Genomic DNA, 18,686 nt, shown 5'->3' on the forward strand with positions numbered 1-18,686 from the left:
GATCCGCACTTGCAGTCGGATGGGCAAACATTAATGCTTCTCGTCGCGCGTGACTGCACCTTGGTCGATAGAAGTGATTTTTTAGACGGGAGCGAAAGATTGAAATGGCAATTGTTGTATTTTTTTATCGTCAATTTCCATTGCACGCTTGTGGTCCAGCTTCAGGATCGGCCTGCATCAAGGAAAAAGCGCCGGTATCTCTACCGGCGCTTTACTGGATTTCTAACATCTTGAAACATCTTGCTGGCAGTGCTTGCGCGCACCGACTATACAAACATGCATGGGCAATCATTCGTCCTTGGTGTCGCCAACCAGCTTCTTGAGCAGCTCGGATTTCAATTGCTGGCGCTGCGCCGAGGCATTCTTGCGATGGGCACCGGCACCGCCTGCGCGCTGCTGGGCCGCCAGCGCGACCGGATTGCGCGGCCTGGATTGCGATGGCTCCACGCGAAAGCTCAGCTTCTGCCGCGTTCCCAGGGTCTTGTTGGCCATCGCGTTCTCCTTGCCTTGCCGGCGCCTTTACATCATCCCATCACAGGACATAGCGCGACATGTCCTCATCCACGGCCAGCTCGCCCAGCCGCTCGTTGACATACTCCGCATCGATGCGCAGGCCATCCACACCGGCCTCGCCGGCCGTGAAGGAAATCTCTTCCAGCAGTTTTTCCATCACGGTATAGAGACGGCGCGCACCGATGTTCTCGGTCTTTTCATTGACCGTGTGCGAAATCTCGGCCAGGCGCTTGATGCCGCTGTCGGCGAATTCGATCTTCACCCCTTCGGTGGCCAGCAGCGCTTCATATTGCTTGGTGAGGCAGGCATCGGTACCGGTCAGGATGCGCTCGAAGTCGGCAATGGACAGAGAATCCAGTTCCACCCGGATCGGGAAACGACCCTGCAGTTCCGGAATCAGGTCGGACGGCTTGGACAGATGGAAGGCCCCCGAGGCGATGAAGAGGATGTGATCGGTCTTGATCATGCCGTACTTGGTATTGACGGTGGTGCCTTCCACCAGCGGCAGCAGGTCGCGCTGCACGCCGGCGCGCGAGACGTCGGCATTGCCGTTCTGCGAGCGGGTGGCGATCTTGTCGATCTCATCGAGGAAGACGATGCCGTTCTGCTCCACGTTGGAGATGGCCTTTTGCTTGAGTTCTTCCTCGTTGACCAGTTTGGCTGCCTCTTCCTCGATCAACAGCTTCATGGCTTCCTTGATCTTGATCTTGCGCGCCTTCTTGCGCTGGTTGCCCAGGCCCGAGAACATCGACTTGATCTGTTCGGTCATTTCTTCCATGCCCGGGGGCGCCATAATTTCCATGGAAGGGGCGGCGTCGTTCAATTCCAGTTCGATCTCGCGATCGTCCAGTGCCCCTTCGCGCAGGCGCTTGCGGAAAGTCTGGCGGGTGGTGTTCTTGTCGTCCTTCTCGCCGCTGGCACTGCCTTCGGGCGTGAAGCCGAAATCGCGTGCCGGGGGCAACAGTACGTCCAGGATACGGTCTTCGGCGGCGTCCTCGGCGCGGGTGCGGACCTTGCGCGTTTCCAGCTCGCGCGTCTGCTTGATGCCGATGTCCACCAGGTCGCGGATGATGGTGTCCACGTCGCGGCCGACGTAGCCGACTTCGGTAAACTTGGTGGCTTCGATCTTGATGAAGGGCGCATCGGCCAGCTTGGCCAGGCGGCGCGCAATCTCGGTCTTGCCCACGCCGGTGGGGCCGATCATGAGGATGTTCTTGGGCGTGATCTCGTGGCGCAGCGGCTCCTCGATCTGCTGGCGGCGCCAGCGGTTGCGCAGGGCGATGGCCACCGCGCGCTTGGCGCGGGCCTGGCCGACGACGTGCTTGTCGAGTTCGGAGACGATTTCCTTGGGAGTCATATTCATGGTGGTGATCTTTTCGCTGTGGCGATTCATCAGGGGAATGGGCGCAAAACCCGCGTCGCGTGGCTTATTCCAGCGTCTCGATGATGTGGTTCAGGTTGGTGTAGATGCACAGCTCGCCGGCGATGGTCAGCGATTTCTTGACGATCTCGGCCGGCGCCAGGTCGGTGTTGTCGTACAGGGCCTTGGCCGCCGATTGCGCATAGCTGCCACCGGAGCCGATGGCACCGATGCCGTCATTGGGTTCGAGCACGTCGCCGTTGCCGGTGATGACCAGGGTGGTTTCCTTGTCGGCACACAGGAGCATGGCTTCCAGGCGGCGCAGCATACGGTCCGTGCGCCAGTCCTTGGCCAGTTCGACCGAGGCGCGCATCAGGTTGCCCTGGTGTTTTTCCAGCTTGGCTTCGAACAGGTCGAGCAGGGTGAAGGCGTCGGCCGTGCCGCCGGCGAAACCGACCAGGACACGGCCGTGGTAGAGCTTGCGCACCTTGCGCGCACTGCCCTTCATGACGATGTTGCCAAGCGTCACCTGGCCGTCGCCGCCCAGCGCGACCTGATTGCCGCGACGGACGGAAAGGATGGTGGTGCCGTGAAATTGTTCCATGCTTGCCTCTGTTCAATATGTGCCTGGGAGCCGCGGAAAAGGCATATCCGATCCGCATTCCTGTCGAGATGGGGCTGGCCGGCCGGATTGCAAGTCGCGCGATCGGACCGGCCGCCACCGAGGCCGATATTGTACGCCCGCAAGAACAACGGGCGCCCGTCTCAGGCAGCGGGAGCGATTACACCGAAATGGTCATCAAGCTGGCATTGCCGCCTGCGGCCGTGGTGTTGACGCACAGCGCACGCTCGGCCAGCAGGCGCCACAGCGGGATGGCACCATCTTCGCTGCACAGGATCAGCGGCACCAGCGCGCCTTCCCGTGCGGCCAGGCGCACGCGCCAGGCGGCGGCCTGGTGGCTGTCCACCAGGGCCGCCTGCAAGGGTTCGGCATCGAGCTGGCTGGCGCGGCGGATGGCTGCGCGCACCGGGGCGGGCAGGCCGGCCGGCAGCAGCGCGGCGGTGGCCTCATCGACCAGCACCGTATTGCCGGTGGCAAAGGCCGCCGCCAGTTGATTCAGCAGCGTACCGACGCCGGCCGCCACGCACAGTACCAGCCCGCGCGGGGCGAAACCCAGGGTATTGCGCTCACCGGTCGGGCCGGGCAGCAACAGGCTGCGTTGCAACAGGCTGTCGCGGTGGTAGCGCTGGCCGCTGGCGGCCAGGCGTTCGTGGCCGTGGGTGCGGGCCCAGTCCAGCAGGCTGTCCAGCAGTGCGTTGGGCACGTCCGAGGGTTGGGCGCGGGTCAGCTCTTCATGCAGTTGCGCATTGCGCTGCAGGCGCTTGAGGTAGAGCGGGCCACCGGCCTTGGGACCGGTGCCGGACTTGCCTTCCCCGCCGAAGGGCTGCACGCCCACCACGGCACCGACGATGTTGCGGTTGACGTAGATATTGCCCACGTGCGCACGCTGGGCCACGAAATCGATGGTCTCGTCGATGCGCGAATGCACGCCCAGGGTCAGGCCATAGCCGGTGGCATTGATGGCGTCGATCAGTTGCGGCAAGGCATCGCGGCGATAGCGCAGCACGTGCAGCACAGGACCGAAGACTTCGCGCTGCAGTTGTGCCAGGTCGTCGATCTCGATCACGGTCGGTGCTACGAAGGTGCCGTGCTGGCACTGCTCGCCCAGCGGCAGCTGGAACACGGCGCGGGCGGTCTTGCGCATGCGTTCGATGTGGGCCAGCAGGTTCTGCTGCGCCTCGGCATCGATGACCGGACCGATGTCGGTGGAGAGACGATCCGGACGGCCCACGCGCAGTTCGGCCATGGCGCCCTTCAACATCTCCAGCGTACGGTCGGCGATGTCTTCCTGCAGGCACAGGATGCGCAACGCCGAGCAACGCTGGCCGGCGCTGTCGAAGGCCGAGGACAGCACATCCTGCACGACTTGTTCGGCCAGGGCCGACGAATCCACGATCAGCGCATTCTGGCCACCGGTCTCGGCGATCAGCGGGACATCGCCATGTTCGCCGCTGCCATCGCCATCGTCATGCTTGCGCTGGGCCAGGGTACGGTTGATGAGTTGCGCCACTTCGGTGGAACCGGTGAAGATCACGCCCTTGACGCGCACATCCGAAGTCAGCGCGGCGCCCACGGTCTCGCCCCGACCCGGCAGCAGCTGCAAGGCGGCGCGCGGCACGCCCGCTTCATGCAGCAATTGCACGGCGCGATGGGCGATCAGGGCAGTCTGTTCGGCCGGCTTGGCCAGCACCACGTTGCCGGCAGCCAGCGCCGCGCTGACTTCGCCGATGAAGATCGCCAGCGGGAAATTCCACGGGCTGATGCACACCACCGGGCCCCAGGCCAGCACGTTGCCGTCATGCCGCGAGGCGATGGCGTAATAGCGCAGGAAATCGACCGCTTCGCGCACTTCGGCAATCGCATTGGGCAGCGACTTGCCGGCTTCGCGCACGGCCAGTGCCATCAGTTCGGCGATATGTTCTTCCAGCAGGTCGGCCGCGCGTTCCAGCATGGCGGCACGTTCGGCGGCCGGGGTCGATTGCCATTGCGGCGCATAGGCAGTCGCTGCAGTGAGCGCGGTATCGACATCGGCCACGGTGGCTTCGCTGACCTGCCCCACCACTTCGCGATGGTCGGCCGGATTGCGCACGGCCTGCGCCTGCTGCGCAGAGGATTCGCCCGCAATCAGCGGTGCGGCCTGCCATTGGCGCTGGGCCATGGAGACGAACAGCTCGCCCAGTTGCTGCAGGCGTGCTTCGTTGGAGAGATCGATACCGGTCGAATTCTTGCGCTCCTGGCCATACAGCTGGTGCGGCAAGGCGATGGCCGGATGCGGCACGCCGCCCTGGGCGCGCACGGTCTCGATGGGATCGGCCACCAGGCGATCCAGCGGTACGGCTTCGTCCACGATCTGGTTGACGAAGGAGGAGTTGGCACCGTTTTCCAGCAGGCGGCGCACCAGGTAGGCCAGCAGGGTCTGGTGCGAACCGACCGGTGCGTAGATGCGGCAGGCCTTGCCGAGATTGTCGGGGCCGACCACCTGGTCATACAGCGTTTCGCCCATGCCGTGCAGGCACTGGAATTCGTAGTTGTCGACCTGGTGCTGCCTGGCCCAGTGATAGATGGCCGCCAGCGTATGCGCATTGTGCGTGGCGAATTGCGGATAGATCACGTCGGTGGCAGCCAGCAGCTTCTGTGCGCAGGTCAGGTAGGACAGGTCGGTATGCACCTTGCGGGTGTAGACCGGATAACCTTCGAGGCCATCGACCTGGGCGCGCTTGATTTCGCTGTCCCAGTAGGCGCCTTTGACCAGGCGGATCATCAGGCGGCGACCGTTGCGCCGGGCCAGGTCGACCAGGTAGTCGATGACGAAGGGGCAGCGCTTCTGATAGCCCTGCACCACGAAGCCCAGGCCCTCGAAGCCGGCCAGGTCGGGGTCGGCGACCAGCACTTCCATCATGTCCAGCGACAGTTCGAGGCGGTCGGCTTCTTCGGCGTCGATGTTCAGGCCAATGTCGTATTGCTTGGCCAGCAGCAGCAACTGTTTCAGGCGCGGCAGCAGTTCGCTCATCACCCGCGCATGCTGGGCGCGCGAATAGCGCGGATGCAGGGCCGAGAGCTTGACCGAGATGCCCGGGCCATCCTTGATGCCGCGGCCGTTGGAGGCGCGGCCGATGGCGTGGATGGCGGTCTCGTAGGACTGGTAGTAGGCGTCGGCGTCATGCATGGTCAGCGCGGCCTCGCCCAGCATGTCGTAGGAATAGCGATAGCCGCGCTTTTCGTTGTCGCGGCTGTTTTCCAGGGCTTCTTCGATGGTCTGGCCGGTCACGAACTGGTTGCCCAGCATGCGCATGGCCAGATCCACGCCCTTGCGGATGAGCGGCTCGCCGCCCTTGCCGATCAGGCGCGTGATGGCTTGCGTGAGGCCGCTTTCGCTGCTGGTGGAGACCAGCTTGCCGGTGATGAGCAAGCCCCAGGTGGCGGCATTGACGAACAGCGACGGTGATTCACCGAGGTGCTTGCGCCAGTCGCCCTTGCTGATCTTGTCGGCGATGAGGCGGTCGGCGGTCTGGCGGTCGGGGATGCGCAACAGCGCTTCGGCCAGGCACATCAGGGCCACGCCTTCTTCCGAGGACAGCGAGAATTCATGCATCAGTGCGTCCACTCCGGACGAACGGGTACGCTTCTCGCGCACCTGCTGCACCAGTTTGCTGGCCAGTTGCTGGGTGGCGTCCTTCCAGGGCTGCTGGCCCTGGACCTGCTGCAGCAGCCACTGCACGGCCTCGCGCTCGTCACGGCGATAAGCAGCGGTGATGGCCGCGCGCAGCGGACTCGGGGGCGGCAGCAACTCGGCCTGAAACGTGCCGAAAGGCAAACTGGAAACGGGGGCCGCAGGCGCGGCGGAGACGGCGGTGGTCATGGTCTGGAGTCGAGATGGGATGGAATGGGCAACGGGATTCTATGTGCTTGATGCCAATATTAATTCTGTATTTATGGTCATAGACCAATATTTAATTTGGCAAATTTTATTTCTGCGATTTTAAATTTTCCACATCGCTGTTGAATGGGCAGGACAGGCAGAGCTGTCGCGGCTTCCGGGGCGATGAGGGCGCAAAGCCGCCAGGAGCCTGTGCCATCGCGGTGACCTCTGCGCGAATCCAAAATTATTCGACGGATTCTTCGGTTCCTTTCGAGCTTTACCCAGGATTTTGGTGGTTTTTCCGGCAAGGCAAACTTGCCGAACAAGAATGGCGGCCCGTCATTGCACACCGCCCCCATTCATGGATACCACCAGCCGTCTGCTCTCCCGTCTGATCCGCTTTTCTGCCGCATCGCGCTTGTACCGCCTGGACATTGCCGGTCAAACCGAGGACCGCTTCATGGTCGAAGCCTATGCCGCTGTCGACGCCTTGCATGCGGTGGGTGCCACCGAAGTGATTGTCCTGAGCCTGGATGCAGACGCGCCAGCGAAGTCCCTGCTGGGTTGCCGCGCCACGCTGGAGATGCGCCTGGCCGATGGCGGCGTCCGTCGAAGGACCGGGCTGATTCATGAAGTCGCCAAGCTGGGCGGCAATGGCGGCTTCTGCCGTTACCGCCTGCGCCTGGCACCCTGGCCGTGGTTGCTCACACAGGCCAGCACCAGCCGCGTCTGGCAAGACAAAAGCCTGCTGGAAGTGGTCGAAGACGTCTTCCACGAATTCCTGCAACACGCCGACTGGCATTGGTCTGCCGACGCGCTGGCCTGCCTGGATCGCTTGCCGCTGCGCAGCTATACCGTGCAATACCGGCAGACCCATTTCGATTTCATCAGCCGCCTGCTGGCCGGCGAAGGGCTCTCATGGCGCATGGAAGAACATGCGACCAGCCCGCAGGGACATCGCATGGTGATCTTTGCCGACAGTACTGCGCGCGGTTCCTTTCCCGAAGATGCGACCAGCGCGGCCCATGGCGGCATCCGCTTTCATGGCGCCCGGGAACAGGAGCAACAGGATGGCATCCAGGCTCTGGCAGCCTGCCGCAGTCTGCAAGCGGCCAGCTATGCACTGCTGTCCTACGATTATGAAAACAAACGAGCCGTCGCCGCCAGCATCCCCACCCATCATGCTTTCGGCGGCCGCGCTGCGCCATGGCTGGAAAGCCACGACAGTGCAGGCCTGGCCGCCCGCGACGACAGCGACGCCGCAGACCGTCACGCGCGCCTGATGATGGAAGCCGCCGAGGCCCGCAACAAGCGCTGGCGCGGACGCGGCACGGTACGCAGCTTGCGGGCCGGGTCGCGCTTCACCTTGACGCAGGGACCGTTGGCCGGAAAGGAACGCGACTATGCCGTGCTCTCGGTGCTCGGTGTGGGCGTCAACAATCTGCCTGCGGATACCGAAGCGGCACTGGCTGAGTTGTTCGGGCCCTTGCCGGTCTTGCTGGAGGAGGCCATCGCTGCCTGCCTCAAGGCCACCGGGACGTTCCAGGCGCTGGCTGCCGATCACAGCCTGATCGAGCAGGCACGCCGTATGGGACATGCCAATGTGTTCGAAGCGATCCACGCCGATATTCCCTGGCGGCCGGTCCTGGCCGATGGCACGGGCCTGGAGCGTCGTCCTCATGCGCTAGCGCATGGCAGCCAGAGCGCCATCGTGGTCGGCTACCGGGGCGAGACCCAGCCCAACGGCCCCGATGAAATTTGCTGCGACCGGTTGGGCCGCGTGCGCATCCGTTTCCACTGGCAGGGACGGCACGACGATGCAGCGGCGACCTGCTGGGTGCGGGTAGGCCAGCGCTGCGCCGGACCGGGCATGGGGATGCAGTTCCTGCCGCGCATCGGGCAGGAAGTCCTCGTGCAATTCATCGAAAACGACCTGGAGCGACCGGTTGTGCTCGGTGCCCTCTACAACGGCCGTGGGGAGGGAGGTGTCGCCCCGACGCCCGGTGGCGAAGTGAAGGTTTCTGCCGAAATCCAGGTTTTTCAACAAGCCGGCGATACCGCCATCAGCGGCCAGGGCAATCTGGCTGGCGGTAACGCACCAACGTGGCATGGTGCCAGTGCCGATCTCGATGGGCATCGCAATCCCGCCGCGCAATGGGGCATCCGTTCCAAGGAGTTTGGCGGCTGGGGATACAACCAGCTGCTCTTCGACGACAGCAACCACCGTGGCCGTATCCAGCTCAAGACCACCCAGGCCGGTACCGAACTGAACCTGGGGCACCTGATCCACAGCGCTGACAATTATCGTGGCAGCTTCCGTGGCACGGGCGTGGAATTGCGTACTGATGCCTATGGGGTCATTCGTGCGGGACGCGGCATTCTGTTCTCCAGTTATCGGGTGGAACATCGCGCCCAGCATCGTGATCCGGCTGGAGACAACATGGGCCAGCGGGCCATGGCGCGACAGGCCGCACACATCCGCAAGACCTTCGACGAGGCAGTGCGCACACATCGCACGGTGGGCATGGCCGAGGGACTCGATGCGATGAAGCAGGCCATTGTCGGACAGGCCGAGATCGCGCAGCAGGACCTGCCCGCCACCAGCACACCGCTGATCCAGATCGCCGCGAAGGAAGGGTTGGGCGTGGTGGCGGGACAGCATCTGCAGATGGCCAATGGCGGCAGCGTCAGCCTGATCAACGGACAGGACGCCCAGCACGTCAGTGGTCAGCAATTCCGGCTGCGCACGCAGCAGGCCATCGGACTGCTGGGCGGGGCCACGGCTGCCGCCAGGCTGGAGGCGCGATGGTCATGGCTGACACGCAGCGAGAAGGGTGTGCCGGCGCGGTTGAATGCCGAGGGATTTGAGCAATTCAAAAAGCATGCGAGGGCGCTTTGCATCGATCACAAAGAGGTTTTGATGGCGAAGTGGCGGTTCAATCCGCGAGAATTCCTTGCGGCATTCAGAAGAAACGGATGGATTAGTCTGGAAGAAATGACGCAGACGATTCCTAGAGAAATAACAATTGAGAAAAAGTCGATCAATGTCACTTGGGAAGATGCACTGAAGAGGATGACACTAGGAACGAAAAACAAGGATGGACAAACCTTTCCGCCGAATCTTCATCGAAAACTGCCTCACCTGCTCAAGCGCTACTTTATCTCTGCTTCTCATTTGAGAACAGCGCATTTTCTAAGTCAGGTTTTCGCAGAAACAGGGATGCTGACTTCTGTACCTCATCCGATTTCTTGGCGACGAGAAGTATGTTTCTGCCGATATTTCTATGCTCCAAAGGGAGAAAAACAAATGAGCCCAAGTAGATTTTTTATGGTGTTCTGCCTTAGTTTTCTTATGCAATATTCCAGCTGGTCGACTCCTTTCAAGCCGGAGCAACTTGAAAATTTGCCATTGGAGTTAATGGACGACTGCGATTTGAAAATCCATTTTCCCGCGTCCATTAGTTCAGCTGGATGCGGTAGGGGTCTTAACGAACATGACTACGTAATTCTAGACATTGAATACTTTCTCCAACAATTCATACACAACGAAGCCGTAAGACACATCTCCGGAATTGTCGAAAAAAATGTGTTTGAAAAATATATGAATGGTGGCGCGCGAGGCGTGGTCGTAGCCCGAGAATTGGGTGCTAGCGGGCAGCTCCAGGAAAATGGCAAGCCCGTTCTTCAGCCGGAGACAATGGAAAGTCTATGCGCAAGAAGCGAACTCGACATTGAGAGAAAAGCCATCAAGTCTGATAACTGGTCAGGCTATCTGTGGGCACGTAGATCGCGGCCAAAACACGCTGATCTAGCGGGCAAATGCATGACTTCTGATCTGTCGGATACCTGCTTCGTAGCGATCATCGGCAATCGATCCAGGATCTTGCACTTCGGCCCAGCCTGCTTGCCAACAAACCGCAAGAAAACCCATCCTGCCGATTTTGACTTTGAGGACTTCCTCACGATGATTCGCAGCATCAGATTCAATACGGACTAATTTTCTTTTTACTTATCTTTCCCGATCAGGTCCCCCTAGCTACTTGCGCCGTCCGCTCGAAAGAACCATCTTCCATTCAGGAGAATATCGTTGAACATGTGTCTGCTCTATTGCTCGCTCTTATTCACGGCCACGCTGGCGACCACCAGCATGGCAGGAAACCGTGAAGCCTTCGCACATGACGTTAGAAGTGACGTCCGACGCAAATGTCTTCTCGATATGCAGCTACCGCCCAGTGCAGCCTTCATCACCTGTGCAGACCTCCCTCGCTACCCTGGTGCCAAGGTGCTGCAGATAGGCCATTATCCGCAGGACTTTCCGGGACCTGGGCTATTGGCCTTCACGGATGGTTTTCTCTCGGGACAATCGACGCAGGACTATCTCGCCTCAGGCATCTCGGACTGGGTCGCCGTCCCCGCGCGCACTGGCCACCTGGATCAGGAAGATGATGCGATACAGCTCAACGAGTACGGTGTGGATTTTCTCTGGGCGACACAGCCCGATGAGATCAAGCGGGAGAAAATTCACGGCAAGGACTGGACCGGCTATCTCTGGACACGGCGCACGGAGCCAACCAGGAAAGAGATGGGCAACGCGGCGCCCAAGCGACCACAACGATGTTTCATCGCCTTGATCGGCAATCAAAAAAACAGCCTGGAGTTCGCCACCTGCCTTGCCCGAGATCGTAATCCCAGAGAGCCCAACGAACTACATTATCGAGACTTCATGCGCGCATTGAAGAGTATTGAGTTTGGCCACCAACGATTACCCATGTCGCCGCAATAAAGATTCATGCAGGCGATGTACTCTGCCTTCAAGCAAAAAAAGCGCAGCCCGAGAGCTGCGCTTTTTTCATGGGGTTCAGCTACAAATGATTTATATCATTTACCTGTTACTTCACCAGGCACCAAAACCACCCATCATCCCTCACCCAGATAAGCCGCCTTCACCCGCGGATCATCCAGCATCTGCTTGGCCTGCCCTTCCATGGTAATCAGGCCCGACTCCATCACATAACCGCGATGCGCCGCTTCCAGCGCCAGCTTGGCGTTCTGTTCCACCAGCAGGATCGTGATGCCCTGGGCCGACACATTGCGGATCACTTCAAAGATCTTCTCCACCATGATCGGCGACAGGCCCATCGAAGGTTCATCCAGCAGCAGCAGCTTGGGATGGCTCATCAGCGCACGCGCCATCGCCAGCATCTGCTGCTCACCGCCCGAGAGCGTACCCGCCATCTGCGCCGCACGTTCCTTCAGGCGCGGGAAGACCTCGAACCAGCGGTCGATGTCGGCCTGGATCTGGCCCTTGTCATTGCTGGTGTAGGCGCCCATGAGCAGGTTTTCCTGGATGCTCATGCGCGTAAAGACGCCACGGCCTTCCGGCACCATCGCCAGCTTGTCCTTGACCAGCTCGAAGGACTTCTTGCCCTTCAACGGATTGCCCAGATAGTAGATGTGGCCATCGACTTTACTGCTGGGCAGCGTGCCGGTGATGGCTTTAAGGGTCGTGGTCTTGCCGGCGCCATTGGCGCCGATCAGGGTGACCAGCTCACCATCGTTGACCTCCAGGCTGATGCCCTTGACGGCCTGGATGCCGCCATAGGCCACGCTCAGTTGTTCGACTTTGAGGATATTGGTTGTCATGTTCTGTGGTCTCGCTTAATGTCCGGCGCCCAGGTAGGCTTCAATCACGGCCGGGTTCTTCTGCACGTCGGCCGGTACGCCCTCGGCAATCGGCTTGCCGTAGTCCAGCACGGTGATGCGATTGCACAGGCCCATCATCAGCTTCACATCGTGTTCGATCAGCAGGATGGTTTTGCCTTCGGCCTGGATCTTCACCAGCAGCTCGCGCAGGCCCAGCTTCTCGGTGGCGTTCATGCCGGCCGCCGGTTCATCCAGCGCCAGCAGTTGCGGATCGGTCGCCAGGGCACGAGCGATTTCCAGGCGGCGCTGGTCGCCATACGACAGGTGGCGCGCAGTGCGCTTGGAGAACTGGCCGATGCCCACGAAGTCCAGCAGCTGCTGCGACTTCGCGCGGATCGCCGCTTCTTCCTCACGCGCAGCCTTGTGGCGGAACACCGCACCGAAGACGTTCTGCTTGGTGCGCACGTGGCAACCGACCATCACGTTTTCCAGCACGGTCATTTCACCGAAGAGGCGAATGTTCTGGAAGGTCCGGGCGATGCCGGCCTTGGCCACTTCGTGCGGGGCGCTCGGCGAATAGGGCTTGCCGTCCAGTTCGAAGGTGCCGGTATCGGGTTGATACAGGCCCGTGATGACGTTGAAGAAGGTGGTCTTGCCGGCGCCGTTGGGGCCGATCAGGCCATAGATCTGGCCGCGCTCGATGGTGATGCCCACGCCGTTCAAGGCTTGCAGGCCGCCGAAACGCTTGCTGACGTCACGGATCTTGAGCAGTGTTTGTGTCATGTTCTGTGCTCCTGATATGGCTTAGGCTTTGACTTCGCCGGTGGTGCCGACTTTGGTATGGTCCACTTCGGGACGGTCTTCATGGCGCGGCGAGGGCCACAGGCCGGCCGGACGGGTCAGCATGATGATGACCATGGCCAGGCCGTAGAGCAGCTGGCGCAGCACTTCCGCATCGATCCACACACGGCCGAAGATCGCCATCTGCAGCGGCTCCACCACGTGGCGCAGCACTTCCGGCAGCGCTGCCAGGATCACGCCCCCAGCACCACGCCAGGGATGTGGCCGATACCGCCCAGCACCACCATGGCCAGCACGGCGATGGATTCGGTCAGGGAGAAGGATTCCGGCGAAACGAAGCCCTGGAAGGCACCGAACATGGCACCGGCCACGCCACCAAACGAAGCACCCATGGCGAAAGCCAGCAGCTTGACGTTGCGGGTATTGATGCCCATCGCCTTGGCAGCGATCTCGTCTTCGCGGATCGCGACCCAGGCGCGGCCCAGGCGGGAATCCTGCAGGCGGCTGGAGAAGAAGATCACGAAGATGCACAGCACCAGGAACAGGTAGTAATACGCGTTGACCGAGGGCAGGCTCATGCCCAACACCTTGACCATCGAACCCGAACCCGGCTCGCCGGCCAGCGACACGCCGAACACGCGGATCGGATCGATCAGGTTGATGCCCTGCGGACCGTTGGTGATGTTGACCGGCGCGTTGAGGTTGTTCATGAAGATACGGATGATCTCGCCGAAGCCCAGCGTCACGATGGCCAGGTAGTCACCGCGCAGCTTCAGGGTCGGGGCACCCAGCAGGGCCCCGAAGATCGCCGCCAGCACGCCCGAGATCGGTACGATCAGCCACAGCGAGAGGTGGATGCCGTTCTGCACGATCTGCGGACCGCACAGCCAGACCAGGAAATTGCCGATGGCCGGATAGGTGTTGACGAAGGATTCGATCACCTGCGCAAACTGGGGCGAGGCCAGCAAGCCGGTGCTGTACGCACCGATGGCATAGAAGGCGATGTAGCCCAGGTCCAGCAGGCCGGCAAAACCCACCACCACGTTCAGGCCCAGGGCCAGCATGATGTAGAGCAGCGCCATATCCATGATGCGCACCCACGAATTGCCGAACTGCTGGGCGATCATGGGGAAGATGATCATCAGCGCCAACAGCACCAGCAGGCTGATGCGGGCCTGTTGGGGGTTGCGCTTCATGTCGAAGGTCATGAGAGCCATAGTGTTCTCTTCCGATTTTCTAAGTTCTGTTTTCTAAACTTTTAAGTATTCGTTTTTAAGTTGTTGAGACTTTAAAACTTAAAACTTATGCGCGATCTGCCACACGCTCACCCATGATCCCGGACGGGCGCAGGGTCAGCACGATGATCAGCACGATGAAGGCGAAGATGTCCTGGTAGTTGCTGCCCAGGAAGTTGCCGGTCAGGTCGCCGATGTAGCCGGCGCCCAGGCTTTCGATCAGGCCCAGCAGGATGCCGCCCAGCATGGCACCGTAGATGTTGCCGATACCGCCCAGCACTGCGGCCGAGAAGGCCTTCAGGCCCGGTACGAAGCCCATGGCGAATTGTGCGGTGGAGTAGTTGGCGGCCCACATCACGCCGGCAATGGCGGCCAGGGCGGCGCCGATGCCGAAGGTGACGATGATGACGCGGTTGGCGTCCACGCCCATCAAGCCCGCAATGCGCGGGTTCTCGGCGGTGGCGCGCATGGCGCGGCCCATCTTGGTCTTTTCCACGATCAGCACCAGGCCGATCATCGCGGCCAGGGCCAGGATCAGCAGCATGATCTGGGTCGGCGAGATCAGGGCACCGGCGATGTTGACCGGGGTCGAGGGCATGATCTGCGGGAACGGCAGCGGGCTGCGGCCCCAGATCATCATGGCAAAGGTCTGCAGCAGGATCGACACGCCGATGGCGGTGATCAGCGGGGCCAGGCGCGGTGCATTGCGCAGCGGACGGTAGGCGATGCGCTCGATCAACAGGCTCACGATCACGCACACGGGAATGGCACCAACGATGGCGATGATCAGCTTGACGATGCCCGGCAGCTCAGGCGCCACCTGTTGCACCAATTTGAGGAGCGACAGGCCAACCATGGCCCCGACCATCAGGATGTCGCCGTGGGCAAAGTTGATCAGGTTCAGCACCCCGTACACCATGGTGTAACCCAGGGCGATCAGTGCGTACATGCTGCCTAGCACCAATCCGTTGATGATCTGCTGGATGAAAATGTCCATGAAACGGTGTCTCCTTCAGGAGGATGATTGTTGTGAAACGTCAGGAAATTGCAAGGAAACGGCGAACGCGGGAGCGCTCGCAAAAAAGCGTAAATTATTTATCAAATTAAGCGCGCATGCACGCGCAAATTTCACATTCCCAGTGTCGCGCGCATCACGCGGGCTGCCGCCAGGTCCCATGCCGCCTGGCCTACGGTCTTCAATACCGGCAGCGCCCCCGCGCCGCGCAAGCTTGCAGCCTCTGTCTTGCCGCCCAGCACATCACCGATGCCCACCACGCCGGACCAGTCGACTTGGGCCTGGATCAGGTCCCCGGCTTCGTGATGCGCGCCGGCCAGGTCATCGACCACAATGCGCCGTGCGTGCAGCAGGCTCGCCGGGAACTCCACCATGTCCGGCTTGAAGGCGCCCACGCCGATGGCCAGCGTATCGGCCGCGATCTGTTCAGGGATCACGGCCACGCGCGAAGTGGTCAGGGCAATCACCACATCGGTGCGTGGCAGATTCTCTTGCAACATCTGTGCCGGGAGCGGACTGGCCACGGCTTGCGGCTGGCGTTCGCTGATGGACTGGCAAAAAGCCTGGGTGCGCGCGAGGTCACGCGCGGCCACCCAGAACTGGCGCACGCCGAAGACTTCCACCAGCGCATCGGCATGCGCCGCCGCCTGGGCACCGGTGCCGATGAGCAGCGCCGATTGCGGCGTGCGCGGCAACAGCGTGCGGATGCCCAGCATGCTCATGGCGGCAGTGCGGCGGGCAGTCACGGTGGGACCATCCATCAAGGCCAGGCGGCGGCCGGTGTGGGTCTCGAAGACGATCACCTCGCCCTGGATCGCGGGCAGTTGATGGCGGGCATTGTCGCCATGGACGGTAATGAGCTTGGTCACCGAGAGATCCCCGGCGATGGCCGGCATGCCCAGCAGCACGCTATTGCCATCGATGGGAACGACCTGGCGCTCGGGTGCGCGGATGGCGCCGCTGGCCAGTTCCTGCGCGGCGCGCGCGAGGGCATCGACCAGCGCGGAATAAGGCAGGGCTTGCGCGGTCTGGCGGGAATCAAGAATGTGCATGGGAATCCTGTGTGAAGGTCAGCGCAGGAAGAAACCGGTCGGGAAAGGATCGGAGTCTTCCAGCACCCACTGGTTGGTACTCATGATGTGGGCATAGCCGCTCACTTCGGTGAGGGCGCCGTCGAAGTCGCCGACCTTGGTGGCGGCCGTCACGCGCACGCCGAAGTTGCTGCCGACGATGCTGCCGTTGACGTAGGGCTGGTTCAGCGCCAGCTGCCCGCGCAGGAACAGCTGGGCGGCGCGTCCTGACGTGCCGGTGCCGGTGGGCGAGCGGTCCACTTCGCGGTCGGCGAAGATGCAGACATTGGACTGGTCGGCACCGGGGAAATTGGGTTCGCTGTCGATGATGGTGCCGTACAGCGTATTGAGGCCGGGCTCCAGCGGATGGGCGATGGCGACCTTGGCCATCACCGCCGCCTTGGTCTCGGCACCTAGCTGGATCAGCTGGCGCACCAGTTCGGGCTTGACCGTCAGGCCAGCCTGGGTGGCGTTGATGTAGTAGTAGAAGGCACCGCCGAAGACGATATCCCCGGTGATGCTGCCAAACCCGGGCGTTTCCACTTCCACGTCGCGGCGATAGATGAAGGCAGGCACGTTGTTGAAGCTGACCTTGCCGGCGCGCACACCATCCCACTCGACGAAGGCTTCGATGAAACCGGCCGGGGCATCGAAGCAGATGCGCGTCTGCGGCTGGGTGCGTTCGACGTAGCCCATCTCGACCAGTACCTTGCCCAGGGCGATGATGCCGTGGCCACACATGTCGCTGTAGCCTTCGTTGTGGATGAAGATGATGCCGAAGTCGGCCCCGGCCGTGACCGGGGGCAGCAGGTAGGCGCCATACATGTCGGCGTGGCCGCGCGGTTCGTTCATCAGGAAGCGGCGCAGGTCATCGCGATGTTCGCGTAGCCAGGCGCGTTGTTCCAGGATGGTGCCGGCGGGGATTCTGGGCAGGCCCGAGACCACGATGCGCAGCGGTTCGCCGCCGGTATGGGCATCGATGGTCTGGACGGTACGGGTATAGCTGAGCATGGTCTTCCTTCCGGGTGTGCTGCGGGTCCGCCAGGGCAGAGGGTAACACTGCCGGCACGGGCATCGGCGCCGCAAGCGGGTACGGCAAACCGCTCCCGAGCCGGTCGGAACCGGCGGGAAGCGGAGCACTGCACAGTGGAGCTGGGCTGGAGGCCTGGCGCGCCGCCCGCAGCAGCGGGCGGCAGGATCAGGCCGGGTGAAGGACCGATCAGTAGCTGGTCAGGGGAACCGGCAGGCCATCCTTGAAGCGATAGACCGTCACGGGCGACTGCTTCAGGTCGTGATTGGCGTCGAAGTCATACTGGCCGGCCACACCCTTGTAGGTGATCTTGGCCAGGGCCGGACCGAAGGCCTTGGGCTCGACCGAATTGGCATTCTTCATGGCCTGGGCGATCAGCATCATGCCGTCGTAGAAGGACACTGCATAGGTTTCGGCAGGACGGTTGTACTTCTTCTGGTAGTCGTCGGCGAAGACCTTGCCGTCCTTGGCCTTGTCCAGCATGGTGCCGCCCTGGGTGCAATAGACGGTCTCGCCGATGGCGTCGCCGCCCAGGCGGCCCATTTCCGGCGAACAGATGCCGTCACCACCCATCAGGGGCACGTCGATGCCCAACTGCTTCATCTGGCGCTTGATCGGGCCGCCTTGGGGAGCATAGCCGCCGAGGAACACGGCGTCGGGCTTCTTGCCCTTGATCGAGGTCAGGATGGCGGTGAAGTCGGTGGCCTTGTCGTTGGTGAAGTCCTTGCTGACCACTTCGATGCCGTTGGCCTTGGCGACCTTGGCGAATTCCTCGGCCAGGCCCTGGCCATAGGCGGTGCGATCATCGATGACGGCGATGCGCTTCAACTTCAGTTCCTTGGCAGCATACAGGGCCATCTTGCCGCCCAGTTGGCTGTCGCTGGCGGCCACGCGGAACAGGGTGGCGAAACCTTGCTGGGTGATCTTGGGATTGGAAGCCACGGTGGCCACCACGATGCCGGCATCGTTGTAGACGCGCGAGGCCGGGATGGTCACGCCCGAGTTGTAGGGACCGACGATGGCCTTGATGCCCTGGTCGGCCAGCTTCTGTGCCACGGCCACGCCCTGCTTGGGGTCGGCCTGGTCATCTTCGGCGATGACTTCGAACTTGATCTTCTTGCTGCCCACGGTGATGGGTTGCGCATTCAGACGCTCGACGGCCATCATCAGACCGCCCTGGTTGTCCTTGCCGGCCGATGCCTGGGGACCGGTCAGCGGGCTGGAGAAACCGATCTTGACGACCTGGGTTTCCTGCGCCATGGCGAAAGCAGGGATCAGCGCCAGCGAGGCGGCGATGATGTTGAGTCCGGAGACGCGTTTGAACATGGGGTGTTTCCTCTCTTCTAGAAAGTCAGACTGCGGTGGGTGATTGCATTGAAAACGACGGAAAAGCAGGATTTGCGCCATCCCCCGCCTTGTGGGCAGGGGCAGCGCATTCCGTTGATGCTGGGCCTACTGCGAGAGGCCGGTAGTCACCGCCACGCACAGGCAAGCCCTGGCAAACAAAACTCGTCAACACGCTTGCCGAGATACTGCTG

The 18,686-nt window shown here is 61.8% G+C and carries 12 protein-coding genes and 1 pseudogene; 2 read left to right on the top strand and 11 right to left on the bottom strand.

Annotated features, from left to right (window positions below; translation table 11 throughout):
- Positions 1-288: 288 nt before the first annotated feature.
- From ACVC5H_RS24655 to putA, 4 genes are all read right to left on the bottom strand, one after another.
- Positions 289-492 carry a hypothetical protein gene (locus ACVC5H_RS24655; RefSeq protein ID WP_489620335.1) on the bottom strand — a complete coding sequence of 68 codons (204 nt, stop codon included), beginning with the start codon at positions 490-492 and terminating at the stop codon, positions 289-291.
- A 40-nt stretch (positions 493-532) separates the two neighbouring features.
- Positions 533-1,876: an ATP-dependent protease ATPase subunit HslU gene (hslU, locus tag ACVC5H_RS24660; protein WP_489620336.1), complete on the bottom strand. Its 1,344-nt coding sequence runs from the start codon at positions 1,874-1,876 to the stop codon at positions 533-535.
- Positions 1,877-1,940: 64 nt separating this feature from the next.
- Complete coding sequence (gene hslV / locus ACVC5H_RS24665; RefSeq protein ID WP_489620337.1) at positions 1,941-2,477, bottom strand: ATP-dependent protease subunit HslV; 537 nt, start codon at positions 2,475-2,477, stop codon at positions 1,941-1,943.
- A gap of 178 nt (positions 2,478-2,655) precedes the next feature.
- Complete coding sequence (putA, locus tag ACVC5H_RS24670) at positions 2,656-6,354, bottom strand: trifunctional transcriptional regulator/proline dehydrogenase/L-glutamate gamma-semialdehyde dehydrogenase (RefSeq protein WP_489620338.1); 3,699 nt, start codon at positions 6,352-6,354, stop codon at positions 2,656-2,658.
- 361 nt (positions 6,355-6,715) lie between these two features.
- Here putA and ACVC5H_RS24675 point away from each other — a divergent pair, with 361 nt between their 5' ends.
- Positions 6,716-10,351: a type VI secretion system Vgr family protein gene (locus tag ACVC5H_RS24675; protein ID WP_489620339.1), complete on the top strand. Its 3,636-nt coding sequence runs from the start codon at positions 6,716-6,718 to the stop codon at positions 10,349-10,351.
- Between the two features lie 96 nt (positions 10,352-10,447).
- Complete coding sequence (locus ACVC5H_RS24680) at positions 10,448-11,137, top strand: hypothetical protein (RefSeq protein WP_489620340.1); 690 nt, start codon at positions 10,448-10,450, stop codon at positions 11,135-11,137.
- A gap of 134 nt (positions 11,138-11,271) precedes the next feature.
- Here ACVC5H_RS24680 and ACVC5H_RS24685 read toward each other — a convergent pair whose 3' ends face one another.
- From ACVC5H_RS24685 to ACVC5H_RS24715, 7 genes and pseudogenes are all read right to left on the bottom strand, one after another.
- Complete coding sequence (locus ACVC5H_RS24685; RefSeq protein WP_489619493.1) at positions 11,272-11,997, bottom strand: ABC transporter ATP-binding protein; 726 nt, start codon at positions 11,995-11,997, stop codon at positions 11,272-11,274.
- A 15-nt stretch (positions 11,998-12,012) separates the two neighbouring features.
- The gene (locus ACVC5H_RS24690) at positions 12,013-12,780 is read right to left on the bottom strand and encodes an ABC transporter ATP-binding protein (protein WP_489620341.1); all 768 of its coding nucleotides are present in this window, start codon (positions 12,778-12,780) and stop codon (positions 12,013-12,015) included.
- 21 nt (positions 12,781-12,801) lie between these two features.
- Positions 12,802-14,015: pseudogene (locus tag ACVC5H_RS24695) on the bottom strand (ABC transporter permease subunit).
- Positions 14,016-14,100: 85 nt separating this feature from the next.
- Positions 14,101-15,030: a branched-chain amino acid ABC transporter permease gene (locus tag ACVC5H_RS24700; protein ID WP_489619496.1), complete on the bottom strand. Its 930-nt coding sequence runs from the start codon at positions 15,028-15,030 to the stop codon at positions 14,101-14,103.
- 131 nt (positions 15,031-15,161) lie between these two features.
- Positions 15,162-16,100, bottom strand: a complete 939-nt coding sequence (locus ACVC5H_RS24705; RefSeq protein WP_489620342.1) for a delta(1)-pyrroline-2-carboxylate reductase family protein — start codon at positions 16,098-16,100, stop codon at positions 15,162-15,164.
- Between the two features lie 18 nt (positions 16,101-16,118).
- Entirely contained in the window at positions 16,119-17,129 is a 1,011-nt protein-coding gene (gene lhpH / locus ACVC5H_RS24710) for a trans-3-hydroxy-L-proline dehydratase (protein WP_489620343.1), read from the bottom strand.
- Between the two features lie 208 nt (positions 17,130-17,337).
- The gene (locus ACVC5H_RS24715) at positions 17,338-18,474 is read right to left on the bottom strand and encodes a branched-chain amino acid ABC transporter substrate-binding protein (RefSeq protein WP_489620344.1); all 1,137 of its coding nucleotides are present in this window, start codon (positions 18,472-18,474) and stop codon (positions 17,338-17,340) included.
- Positions 18,475-18,686 lie beyond the last annotated feature (212 nt).

The organism is Herbaspirillum sp. Her3, assembly GCF_057961275.1.